13 protein-coding genes are annotated in these 12,617 nt (G+C 40.1%); 8 read left to right on the top strand and 5 right to left on the bottom strand.

Annotated features, from left to right (window positions below; all coding sequences use genetic code 11):
- Positions 1–329: 329 nt before the first annotated feature.
- From V7O64_RS01520 to V7O64_RS01485, 8 genes are all read left to right on the top strand, one after another.
- Positions 330–1,115 carry a hypothetical protein gene (locus V7O64_RS01520; protein ID WP_407356275.1) on the top strand — a complete coding sequence of 262 codons (786 nt, stop codon included), beginning with the start codon at positions 330–332 and terminating at the stop codon, positions 1,113–1,115.
- A gap of 520 nt (positions 1,116–1,635) precedes the next feature.
- A complete protein-coding gene (locus tag V7O64_RS01515; RefSeq protein WP_407356274.1) occupies positions 1,636–2,199 on the top strand; it encodes a thioredoxin family protein in 564 nt (187 codons plus the stop codon).
- Between the two features lie 324 nt (positions 2,200–2,523).
- A complete protein-coding gene (locus V7O64_RS01510) occupies positions 2,524–3,150 on the top strand; it encodes a hypothetical protein (protein ID WP_407356273.1) in 627 nt (208 codons plus the stop codon).
- A gap of 15 nt (positions 3,151–3,165) precedes the next feature.
- The gene (locus V7O64_RS01505) at positions 3,166–3,471 is read left to right on the top strand and encodes a hypothetical protein (RefSeq protein ID WP_407356272.1); all 306 of its coding nucleotides are present in this window, start codon (positions 3,166–3,168) and stop codon (positions 3,469–3,471) included.
- A gap of 8 nt (positions 3,472–3,479) precedes the next feature.
- Complete coding sequence (locus V7O64_RS01500) at positions 3,480–4,301, top strand: hypothetical protein (protein WP_407356271.1); 822 nt, start codon at positions 3,480–3,482, stop codon at positions 4,299–4,301.
- Between the two features lie 70 nt (positions 4,302–4,371).
- Positions 4,372–5,370, top strand: a complete 999-nt coding sequence (locus tag V7O64_RS01495; protein ID WP_407356270.1) for a cytochrome c biogenesis protein CcdA — start codon at positions 4,372–4,374, stop codon at positions 5,368–5,370.
- A complete protein-coding gene (locus tag V7O64_RS01490) occupies positions 5,352–5,537 on the top strand; it encodes a hypothetical protein (protein WP_407356269.1) in 186 nt (61 codons plus the stop codon). Before V7O64_RS01495 ends, V7O64_RS01490 begins: the two co-directional genes overlap by 19 nt.
- 269 nt (positions 5,538–5,806) lie before the next feature.
- Entirely contained in the window at positions 5,807–5,947 is a 141-nt protein-coding gene (locus V7O64_RS01485; protein ID WP_407356268.1) for a hypothetical protein, read from the top strand.
- A gap of 343 nt (positions 5,948–6,290) precedes the next feature.
- Here V7O64_RS01485 and V7O64_RS01480 read toward each other — a convergent pair whose 3' ends face one another.
- The 5 genes from V7O64_RS01480 to ftsZ form a co-directional block, all read right to left on the bottom strand.
- Complete coding sequence (locus V7O64_RS01480; protein ID WP_407356267.1) at positions 6,291–6,764, bottom strand: DUF2124 family protein; 474 nt, start codon at positions 6,762–6,764, stop codon at positions 6,291–6,293.
- A gap of 72 nt (positions 6,765–6,836) precedes the next feature.
- Positions 6,837–7,799 carry a methenyltetrahydromethanopterin cyclohydrolase gene (gene mch, locus V7O64_RS01475; RefSeq protein WP_407356266.1) on the bottom strand — a complete coding sequence of 321 codons (963 nt, stop codon included), beginning with the start codon at positions 7,797–7,799 and terminating at the stop codon, positions 6,837–6,839.
- Positions 7,800–8,088: 289 nt separating this feature from the next.
- On the bottom strand, positions 8,089–9,564 hold the full coding sequence (locus V7O64_RS01470) for a response regulator (RefSeq protein WP_407356265.1): 1,476 nt from the start codon (positions 9,562–9,564) through the stop codon (positions 8,089–8,091).
- A 154-nt stretch (positions 9,565–9,718) separates the two neighbouring features.
- Positions 9,719–11,200, bottom strand: coding sequence for a dihydropteroate synthase-like protein (locus V7O64_RS01465; protein ID WP_407356264.1), 1,482 nt, complete (start codon positions 11,198–11,200; stop codon positions 9,719–9,721).
- Between the two features lie 92 nt (positions 11,201–11,292).
- Positions 11,293–12,495, bottom strand: a complete 1,203-nt coding sequence (gene ftsZ / locus V7O64_RS01460; protein WP_407356263.1) for a cell division protein FtsZ — start codon at positions 12,493–12,495, stop codon at positions 11,293–11,295.
- Between the last annotated feature and the right edge of the window lie 122 nt (positions 12,496–12,617).

Raw genomic sequence — 12,617 nt, 5'->3', positions numbered from 1 at the left:
TGTAGTGATTTTAAATATGCATGATGGCCATGTCTAAAAACAGCTTCTTCGGACAACATTGTTAATTAACATGATGAGTAACAGTGTTACTTTTCAATAACATTATATTATGGTTTATTCTTCAGTTAGACGTTATGGCCATAAAACTTTAATACAGTTAGCTAAAATACTTTAGTATCACATTGAAAGAATGTGAGCCGAGATTCAAATAACATGTAGGAGTCAGCTTGAATCCCGGCATTGCCCGGAGGCATGGTAATGTTAGCTTTGATGCTGTTTAAAGTTTACGTGATCTTGCCTCTGGAGTATTGTGAAGAGGTAAATAAAGAATGAAAATTAGTATTGGATTTAGTGCATTGATTGTATCAATGATGCTATTGATTGCAATGGTAATGCCAGCGACAGCATGTGTACCAGGTACAATAACGAACGAAAGCAAAGTGCTTGATGATTTTGACATTGAAACTGAAGACGGATTTGGGCAGTTGAGTGGATTGCTGCAAGTATCATTAAATGAAGATGCTAGGACAGCAATTAAAGATTTACACAATAAAGGGTATAAATTACAATATAGTCAAGCAAACATCACAAAAATGAGCCCTAAAGCGTCTGAAGCTGAAGAAACGCTAATTATCGAAATACCAGCAAAAGCTGAAAATAGTGACACTATAGGAATGTTCGTTTTTGTATCGAATGGAATTAAAACTATTGTGGGTAATACAATTACAGAATATGGAGAAGATTACGTCAAGATTAATGTTTTTGAAACTACCAATGGAATTGCCAAAAGTAGTACCATTGAAAATCAGGCAGGTGTAATCAGTATAGATGGTAAACCTGTTATTAAAGATGGCAAGATTATAAATAGTGAATCCATAATTCCACAAGCAAGTACTTCAAGTTACATTGAATGTGATACTTGTATGGATGCATGCACATACATATATGGCATGGGATGCAGTTTAACGGGTCTCGCTACATGTGGTGCATTTTGTGCTACAGTCACAGGACCTGCTGTTCCAGTATGTCTCCCAATTTGTACATTAGTTTTTGCTGCATTGTGCATATATGGAACAGGTAACAGTTGCCCATATATTTGCTCGGAATTTTGCTGAGAAGAATCCTGTGCTTCAGATATACATGTAGAAATACATGAGCATATCTATATGCCTATCTGTAAGCACTACATTTTTTGTTTCATATTATAAAAAGGAGAAATATATATGACAGATATAACATCGGTATTAGCCACTACCGCTGTCTTGACATTTATGTCGCTATACCCCTTTTATCTTAAAAAATATAACCGACGCAAATACAGGGGTTTGTGGGAAACGCTAGGAGAAATGTTAAAGACACCTGAAAGAGCTATTATTTATCCACTTGGATGGTTGATAGTTAACTTACTTTATATTATATTCTTTGAATAAGTTGTTTTCAAAAAAGACATTTTGACCCACTATGTAATGCATTATGAATTATTTCAATCTTATCAAAATAAATCGAACCAAGGCAGACAAAGAGCTCTTTGGTGGTAATCAAAATTTATGTTCTCGGATTCCTAGAACAATAAAATGGTTGAGAAAAATGACCGTCATAAATAAATTCATATTGTTAATCCTAATTTTACTATTAATGTCAGGAATTACACCTGTATATGCGCAATCAGTTAATATTGAATATTTTTATCAAGCAGGATGCCATGACTGTGAAATAACCAATCCCCTAATAAATCAAATCAAAAAACAATATGAAAACATAATTGTAATAAAAACCGACGTAAGTACAACTGAAGGATTCAACAGATGGAACCAATATGGTTTTCTTGAAGTCCCCGCCGTAGTCATAAATAACGAAACGAAAATCTCCAAAGAAGAAATTACTGAAGAGAAACTCAAGGTGGCAATTGATAACCACTTTAGAGGAGAGGAAACTGATAATCAACATATAAACAGCACATTGAATATTCCATTTGCTTATTCACTGGGTCTTTTTGCAGGAATGTCTCCTTGTTTGATGGCCATACTTGGGTTCCTTTTGAGCCTGACAGCCGGAACCAACAGTTCAGTAAAAAATGGCATGACAAAAACAGGGATGGCATTTTTTGATCTATTGTGTTTGTTAACTTCGGGAATAATATATGTTATATTTATAGATTATGGCCATAACATACGACTGAAATTTGGTGACTACTCCTAAATATGCAATCGATTTTTTCGTAATGTTCTGTTGCTCGAGACATTCGCAATCAAGTGACAACATTATCCATAAAATCTTTAAGTTTAGTGCTATTTTCTAATGTATTTATAGCACAAACAGTTTAGTCAATGGACATAATATTTAAATACCAATATGTAAAATTCTTCAAGGTTACATTGTAATAATGTGAGCCAGGATTCAAACAACATTGCAAAGTAGTCTTGAATCCCGGAATTGCCCTGAGGCATGATAATGTTGACTTTGTTTGTTCTTAAAGTTTGCGTGATCTTGCCTCTGGAGTAACTAAAATGAGGTAAAGATAGAATGAAAATGAAATATGGAAAGAGAATCGCTTCGTTGTTTATGACGATGCTGATTGTAAGCATGTTTGCAGTCGTACCTGCGACGGCATGTGTCCCAGGAGGAACATGTGGTGAAAGAGCAGCTGATGAAGATATAATTGCTGAAGGACCTGTTAACTTAGAAGGAAAAGAAAAGGAAGAACTTCTAAGTAAAGCACTCGCGGATGAATCACTTCTAGAAGTTAAAGAAGAACTTCAGACAGAAGGGTATGTAGAGAAAAATGTAGAAACATATAGCTTAGGAATAAAAGCAAAAGACGGCTCAGTCGTTCATGCCAAAGTTGCAGCATTCACATTTGAATCTGCTAATGGGGACATCAATGATTTAACATATATTTACAATGAAGAGACAGGCGAAAGCTTTGTAGCTAGAGGCTTATATGGTTGTCCTCAATGCTTGGCTCTGATTGTACTTGGCGGATTTGGTTGCACAGCAGTTTGTGTAACTGGAGGAGTATTAACTATGGGAGCATTGTGTATTGCTTGTCTTGCAGCTGTAGCGACGGCATCTCTGTGCCCGTGTTATGTGTGTGCATGCTCAAATGGTCTTTCAACTGGGTGTCAGATGGCAAGTCAATATGGATGCTGAAAGAGGATGATTTAAATGAGGATAAAACTTCCCCTCATTATTTTTTTATCCACATTGGTGTGGGGGCTGTATGGATTTATCATTGGCTCAAAATTCTCCTTAGAAATAATTCTAATGAGTATAGGAGCGTTATTTGCACTACTTGGTATGAATAAGCCTGAATATAGCAGATTCTGTAAGTACGTAACTACTTTATTCATCTCTGCAACTGCTTTTGCAGCATATCTTTCTATAAATAATAACTATATTGCAATACTTGGCATTATTTTATTGCTAGTTCTTGTAATCGTAGATTTCAAATTATATAAAAAAACGTGGTGAGGAATTATATGAAACCTAAAGTACTTTTAAGTTTTGCGTTCATATTATTTATACTGACTGTTGGATACATTACAAACTCTCAATCCAGCAATAATCAAGGAGAATATATCTTAAAATATAGTTTAAAAGAGGGGGAACAGTATGATTATAATGTTCAAACTATAGTTGAAAAATCAAGCAAAAATGTTCTTGAACATGTACAAATGGATGTCGTTGGTGTGGACGATAATGCCATAAGTTTAGAAGCAAGAGCTAATTCAGGGAGCAGCGTAGATTCCAAAGAAGGAATTTTTTACATTACTATGACGCCGTACGGCAAAATTGATCAAATAGATTCTCAAGATTTAATAATTCCCGAAATACAACTTGAAGTAGTATCAATACTTGAATATCCTGAGAAAGAATTTAAAATAGGAAACACTTGGAGTTCTGACTTTAATAGAAGTGGTAGTTATTTTGTAGACAATAATTCGATTGAGTATACTGTTTTTGGAAATACGACATACGAATGCTTGGGTGGAGATAAACTATCTGTAAAGGGTGGAAAATTCGATTGTGTTTCTCTTGCTACTACTACATGTTATACTCTTGATGCTGAATATGAATATGCAAATAAATCACTTCATTTGATAACAACAGGTACTACAAAAGGTGAAAACTGGATTAGTGTAGATAAGGGGATTCTAATAAAATCTGAATACAGTATCGACAAAAATACAAAAGGAGACTATTCAGATATTTATAAAGATGTTGGCGTTAAAAATGCTTATCGTGATACTCCTTTTAAGATATATGTCACCCGTGAATTAGTAGATGTAAAAGGAGCTTAATTGGTGTAATTTGCATGTGGTACTGGACCTGTATTGTATGCCAAATGTTAAGCACATCATGCGAGGTATTATGAAATTTGTGAGAAAAGGGACGCCAAAAAAGATTCTCTTTCTTTTCATTTTACTGTTAACGATATCTGTTGCACATTCGAGTGTCAATGTTGAGTATTTCTATCAAACTGGCTGCTATGATTGTAAAACAATAGCTCCCATAGTTAATCAGCTTGAAAGCGAGTATAAAGACGTGAACTTAACAAGAACCAATGTTATTACAGAAGAAGGATTCAACCGATGGAATAAATATGGTTTTCTTGAAGTTCCGGCTATTGTAATCAACAATGAAATAAAAATTCCAAAAGAAAAAATTACTGAAGAGAATCTAAAGTCGTCCATTGAAAACTACCTTGAAGGAGAGGAACCTGACAATCAATATATTAACAGCACATTAAATATTCCTATTGCATATTCGTTGGGGTTGTTTGCTGGCATGTCTCCTTGTCTGATGGCCATTCTAGGTTTTCTCTTGAGCCTGACAGCAGGAACCAGTAGTTCTGTAAAAAATGGCATGGCAAAAGCAGGAATCTTTGGTCTTGGCTTGGTCAGCTCGTATATTGCCTTTGGTCTTTTGCTATTTCTTTTCAAGACCTCTGTTCCTGATACCAAGCTGTTCTCAGTGATAACAGGGTCGGTTGTCATTTTAATAGGGTTCTATTTGATGGGTTTTTATTCCTTGCCGGTATCTTTTGAGGGATATTTCCAGAATGCTGCCAGAAAACATGCAAGTACGGTAGGTGGATTGTTCATTCTTGGAGTATTGTTCTCGTTTGTCAAGGTTCCCTGCACTTTACCGATGTTGTTGCTCTTGTTGGAGAGGACAATTACCCAAGGCACTTTCGAGGCTCTATCTTTGCTTTTGGTCTTTAGTGCAGGTGTACTGACTCCTTTTATTGGAGTTGGGATTATTGGTGGGTACACATTGACCAAACATATTCGTGAATATCGTGGGTATGTGAAATTAATAAGCGGAATCGTACTGGTACTGTTAGGGTTATGGATATTGATTTTGTAAATGATGATAACATGAAAATATATTATAGAATGATTTTACACTTCAGTACGATTCTTATTGTATGCACCTTGTTGGGATACCTATCTCATGATCTAATGAAAGGAATATATGTAGGAATTCTTGCTGGAATTGGATTTGCTTTAGGAGAATATTTTATTAAGTTTTGACGCTTCCATGATCCTCTACGCTCCCGTTTCTCACGAAATAGCTATAGAGAGATTCTGGTTTTTAGTTGGATGATAGGATTATAAGTCCTTAATAATAAATTGGTAGATATTTTACTTACTACATGAAGAAATCTGGACTGAAATCCAAAAAAATTGTAAAGTCTGGTTGGACTCCAGAATTGCCCAGAGGCATGGTAATGTTAGCTTTGATGCTGTTTAAAGTTTGCGTGATCTTGCCTCTGGAGTAACAAACATGAGGCAAAGAAACAATGAAGCTAAAACTACTATTAGGACTGCTATTCTTAATAACTATTATAGGATTAGGAACAGCAGTTGGAGATGATAACGAACACGAATACACTGCTGAACAACTTGAAGAGAAAGTATTAACAACGGAACAAGTAATGTGAATTTTTGGAAACAGTACGTGGATATTACCCGATGACTGGTTAGAAAGTAGTAATAATTCTACCACAGAAGAACAATCAAGCGATTCTAAGTATCTTGACCCTAACACAACAGAGGTAAAAGTAACTTTGGAAGAAGCAAAAACCATATTGATTTCAGAAAGTCCCTATTTGAATGCTGATTCAATCAATGCAAAACTTCTCAATGATATGACTTTGGAATAATATGGCAACTTAAATCTAAAACGAGAAATGATAGAAGTATTCGTGCATGTATTAATTCAGACAATAGAAAACATACTCTACATATATGATGGATCAAAAAAGAAATGCTGAAAACAGGAGATTAAATTTCCAGCACCTGATTCGTCAGGTCCGCATCGATGATATAATCAAAATCAATGAATTCCGTCCATTTCATCTCCTGGAACACTGACTGGAAACAGACACCGATTATAAGCTTATTCTCAGATCCATCAACTATCCTGTCAGCCATTTCCTTCATTGCTGCAACATCTATTCCTGTTTTTGGCATTGCAAGCCCGCCAAGCAATACAACAGTATCAGCATGAGGGGCTGTAGGCTCGCCGATTTGCATTCCATGAGGTGTTGAAACAATGGATCTTGCATCCTCGAATTTGAGGTCTGGCATGAATTTCATCTGTTTATCCGTCTTCCTGAGGACAAATGCCATTAATTCCGCAAATGGTGTGCAAAAACCGGCAGTTCCGACAAATGTGATCTTTTCTGAGGATTCGACTAGTTTTCTGAATTCTGTAAGCTGGCCACCGATACCTTTTGAAGTACTTATGATCTTCATTGACTGTCTCCAAAAGAAAAAAGTAATACAACCTTTAAGGTTGTATCGGTATATTTTAAGTATGTCAGAGACTCAGACTTCTTTTACGCCAAAGGATTCCAGGAGAATACCGGGGTTGATCCTTCCGCTTGTGAATGATTTCTTGCTCTTGGTGTCGTTCACGGTTATTTTGGCTGGTGCGAACATTCCGGCATCCACCTTAAAGAAGTCAAATCCTGCTTCCTTGAATGTGGTGTAGAATGGTTTACCGAAGTCCCTTGATGTTGTGGAGGGAGCCTTCTTCACGAAATCTGCCAGTTGCTCTGCATCGCCATGTTCAACTGTGTAATAGGTCTCACCGCAGTAGATGATACAGTCGTTTGTCGAACCCATGCACTTTGTGTCATCGCCGACAACCGGGGCGATAGGTGCAACACCAAAACCGCTTTTGATAGTGTTGATGTCGTATCCGATGGACTCAAGTTTGTGTATGCCTGTTTCAACTATACGTGCGGAGATCTGGACACATCCTGCAATTGAAGCTGTGGGTGCAACAGCAATGTAAACATTCTCGGGGTCAACACTGCAGTGTTTTGCAATATACTCGACAACCTCTTCATTTGGTATCTCGCTTGATTCCATTACAAGGACCGCAAACTCCGAATCGTCCTTGTAGCCTATCTCTTCGTACAGCTCTTTTGGTTTCAGTCCCAGCGCCCTTGCAGGGCCTGAACCCATTCCGAAATATTTGCCTACTGCAATTCTCCAGCCTGCATACTGGGATGCCATACATGCGATGGTCGGGTGATCTGTTGCTACCTGTATGGCAGGAACCGGAAGACCATCAAGGTCGAACTTGGTATAGCTTATGTCTGCAAGGTCTGCAAGACAGAGACGGGAAAGGTACATTCCTGCATCGTACCCGCCTTCAATGTTCACACCACAGTCAATGACAGTAGCACCGTTCTCAAGCTCTATGGACCGGACCTTAAGATCTTCTTCCCAGTCAAGCATCTCATCGATTATAGATAATCCCTTTTCGTTGACACTTATCACGTTATCACTCTTAACCTGTTAATCGAGTGACATTAGGCAGTTAAGGATATATAATTGACGATTCTTCCATGACAACAATCATCAGGTTTTCGATAAGCTGTGGCATTCAGACCTTGTGCCTGCGTTCTGCAGGATAATCATAACCCAGAATTGGAGGGAATATTACCTGTGTTCTCCTTAAAAGAAGAAACAAATGAACCTAAAGCTACGGCTGCGCACAAAATTTCTGTGGGATACGAGATACTTGCCGATAATGTTACAGGAAAGGTGTGACAACCCCGGAGAATACTCAACTCCCTTTCTTAAGAGTAAGCCAGAAAACACTGCCATTACCTTCGGGATTATCATCAACAGCTATATTTTCCCTGTGAAGGTCCATGATCCTCTTGACAATTGCAAGACCTATGCCAGTACCACGTATGTCTTCTTTGTGCAAACGCTTGAAACGTTCAAAAACGGAAGATTTACTTGAATTGGGTATGCCGTCACCCTGGTCTGTAAAACTTATCTTCCATTTGTCACCGGTATCTACAACATCTATCGTTATAGTACTGTCATTTGGACTATACTTTATCGAATTTGATAACAGGTTAACGAATACTCTCTCTATCATAGGGTTAGCAATGGCATAGGACCCATCTTCAAGCCCTATCCGGACATTCATTCCCTTTTGATCGATCTCATGCATAAATCCTTCAACTGTATCTTTTATCATGGAGTTGAGATCTACTTTCACAAAACTGATATCATCAACAGATTCCAGCTTTGCCAGGTGTGCAGCGTCATCTATCATAGAAATCAACTTCTCTGTTGTATCATTCACATTTGAGAGCAGATTCTTCTTATACTCGTCAGACTCCTGTTCAATAAGCAGCCCTATAAAAGATTTGATAAGACCTGCAGGATTTAAAAGATCGTGTCTCATAACGTCTGTGAAAAGATCCTTCAGGTCATTTGAACGTTCAAGCTGATATGCATATTCTTTTAAGCGTTTTTCCGCCTGTTTGGTTTCAGTTATATCCTCACCGGATATCAGAATACCTACCGTATTACTGGAATCGTCAAGCAAAGGGGAATCATACCATCTGAAAAGTCTTTCTTCTCCTGTGCTTATTATCACCGGGAATTCAGAATATTCATAAGGTTTCTCTGCACCTGATGCCAAACCTGCATAATGTCTTCTGATATCACTGACCGAATCATATGGAATGAAAGACTCTACCCACTCGTGGTCGATCAGTTTTTCCGGATCGTAACCCAGGAATTCAGAACCTTTTTTATTGATGTGCCTGATGTGATAATTAAGGTCCAGGACTGCAACCAGAATTCCGACATAATCAAGATAATGATAAGCTTTGTTCTTTTCTGTCAGCAGGATATCGTGTTGCTCCTTTATCCGCAAAAGAGAAGTGATCTTCTTTTCAAGCTCGAACTTTCCTATCGGTTTTTTTAAGAATTCGTCTGCACCTGCATCGATACCACGCTGGTGGTCTGCTTTGTCTGTCAGTGCGGTTACCATGATAATAGGTATGAAATCCATCCCGAACTCTTCACGGATAACCCTGCAAACAGCATATCCATCCATCTCAGGCATCATCACATCAAGAAGAATAAGATCAGGACACTCCTTTTTTACTTTTTCAAGTGCATCCTTTCCATTATAGGAAGTTACAATATCATAATCATCACCAAGATAAACAGACAATAACTCCACATTTAAGGGTTCATCATCTACGATCAGTATCTTACATTTAGAAGACGTCATCTACCATAGAATATAATTCTACTTTTATATAAAGATGACCAATTAATTAAACAGGGATATAAAAAAGGATGTGGAAACAGGGAAATATGAAAGCATGTGAATGCATCAAAATCAATTCCGGAACATTCTCATTATTCCTAAAAACCAGCAATTCCTAAAAATCATCATCCTGTGCGTAACTCCTCCCCAGTTTCAGGGCAAGTTCCGCTTTTTTAAGCTCCTGTCCCAGATAGGCCGCATGTCCCATTCTTGAGACAAGGTCCATATCAAGAATGGTATCCATTACCTCCCTTGCTGTGCGGCCTGCAATGGATGTACTGTCGTGCTCTGCAAGGATACAGCCCTCTTTCTTTCCATAGATATCGGGAATAATGCTTATTCGTATGCTGCCTTTGGGGTCCTGAGTCCACATTTTGCTTTTTTCGGCGCGGACAAAGTCCCGGGGTAAAGAGCCATCCTGGCGTCGCCGCTTTTCTTTGATCTCTATGAGATCTATTCCCAGATCCTTAGGAGAACTTCTGCGCTCATGTGACAGGAGCATCATCAGGGATGCTTTTTTCAATTCATCTATGGAACCCTGTGTCTTGTTGCTGTACTCCGGAGTGAAAAGTATACTTGCACCAAGGTCTGCACCTATACCGCATAATGTTGCATTGACCCCGGCTGAATCAGCATCTATAAGTTCCGTTACATTACCTGTTCCAAAAAAGACAGGAACATGTGGATTCATTTTGTGGAAATCCATGTATCTGACTATGGACTCTGCTATTCCATGGCCGATAGGATCCAGTACCGGGTCTGCAATTAGATTCTCAAGACCGGCCGCGCGGGCAAGTTCTATGTTCTTCATGAGACTCACAGAACCCTCACCCTGATCAGGTATCACTACCGCCGCAACGCCACTGGCTGCAAGATCCTGGCCTATCAGTGCAATATTGCTACTGTCAAGGCTCAGCACCATATCAATGCCGCATTTCAGGGCTTCCCTGATGAGTACAGGGTCAAGCGTGTCAATACTTACCGGAAGAGCAGTTGCACAGCGTGCTACTTCTATGGCCCGTCTCACATCATCAGGTGTTGCATGCAGGGATGCACCAAGATCTATCATGTCCGCCCCCTTTGCCTCAAAACTGCGTATTTTCAGGGCAAGAGACTCAGTGTCAAGCCCTGTGGCATCCACCACTTCCGCCAGGACCTTCATGCGGGAACCACCGCCTATCTTCATCCCCTTTATCTCTATCGGGGCCATGGCAGTATCTTCAAGTTCCTGAACCTTTTCAAGAGCCATTGCCCGTCTGACGTCGGCAAGCAGTTCGCAGGCTGGCACTTCTGAGGAAAATTCCATGCTGTCTGCAAAAGGAAGCACGAAACCCAGATCATAGGCATGCTTGGGACCCAGGCGGACCTTACATCCAAGTTCTTTTTCAGCTTTCCCGAAATTGCCTGATACAAGACCGGGAACGAATATCAGATCATGATCAAAGGATGGAAACTGCTCTTCTATTGCGGTAAGCAATTTGCGCGGGGTAATGAATGCAGCTATCTTTGTATCTGCAACAAGGACATCAGCAAGATCACCAGCTGCATTCCTTACAGTCTGTTCGGCAAGTATACCCGTAGCTATCAGAATCTTCATGATTGGAAATAGAGGTGAAAGTAAAAAAGAATAACTGCCAATCGCGACCACGGATTGGCAGGATCGGTACGATACCGGAACCGGTTTTAAATTCAGTGGATTATGTCGATGATTGAACCGCCATTTTGCCTGGTGCTTACAGGTTCAACTACAGGACGGCTCACACGGTTCAGGGATGTACCCGTGCGCCTGTATGAATTTGCCGCTTCCGGGGCAGTCCTGGAAACAGGTGCACTTTCATATGAGCTGCTGGTGTTGAATTGCGGGCGACCAAGTACCTGGGCTGACTGGACACCTGTCATAATGGCCATTACACGTACTCTGCCTTCAAACTCATTGCTTATACGTGCACCCCATATGACATTGGCGCTGGAGGACAGCTCATAGGTAAGTGAGGCAGCGATCTCCTCGGCTTCCTTGAGGCTAAGGTCCGGACCGCCTGTGATGTGTACAAGACTTCCTGTTGCACCTCTGTAATCTACGTCAAGTAGTGGATGGTTCAGTGCTGCGCGGACAACATCATTGCTTTTGTCCTGGTTCTTGCTCTCTCCTACAAGCATTACAGCAACTCCGCCGCAACCCATGATAGCCCTGATATCGGCATAGTCGATATTGATAAGCGATGGCTGTGTAATAGTCTCAGTGATGCCTTTTACGGTCTCTGATATGATCTGGTCCATAACTGAGAATGCCTGGTCTATCGGAAGGTTCGGTACGTACTCAAGGAGCCTGTTGTTGTCAAGTACTATCACAGTGTCTGCTGCACGGCGGAACTCTTCAAGACCTTCTTCGGCTTTAACCGCTCTTGCCCTCTCCACCCTGAAAGGACTGGATACCATACCCACGACAATTGCGCCCTGCTCCTTTGCGATCTCAGCAACCACGGGAGCTACACCGGTACCGGTACCTCCACCCATACCGGCTGTCACAAAAACAAGGTCTGCGTTCTTGAATATCTCTTCAAGGGTACCGCGCGCAAGTTCTGCTGCCTTGGCACCTATTTCAGGATATCCACCCGCACCAAGTCCGCGGGTAAGGGTCTTACCCACAAGGATCTTCTTGTCTGCTCTGATAAGGTCAAGATGCTGCTTGTCAGTGTTAATAGCCACTGTCTCGGCACCTTCGATACCCATGTTATAAAGCCTGTTGATTGTGTTATTACCTGCACCGCCACACCCGACTATCATTATCCGGGGTTGCCCCAGGATATCGAATTCATCGTTAACTGCAATTGACTGGCGGTACTCTTTCTCTTTCTCTGTGTGTTTTAACGCTTCCTGAACTATTGACTGCACTTTCATCCCCTCACGGATATAGTTACATTTCGGTATAATACTACTGGTTTTTGGTTGTTGCTCGTATTTTACTGTAACCATTCATCAACGTTTATCAACGTTTTGGAATTCTGTAATTGCTA

The organism is Methanolobus sp. WCC5 (genome assembly GCF_045690325.1).
Classification (GTDB): Archaea; Halobacteriota; Methanosarcinia; order Methanosarcinales; family Methanosarcinaceae; genus Methanolobus.
The sequence above is the reverse complement of the archived record's forward strand: the minus strand, read 5'-3'. Positions and strand labels throughout refer to the sequence as shown.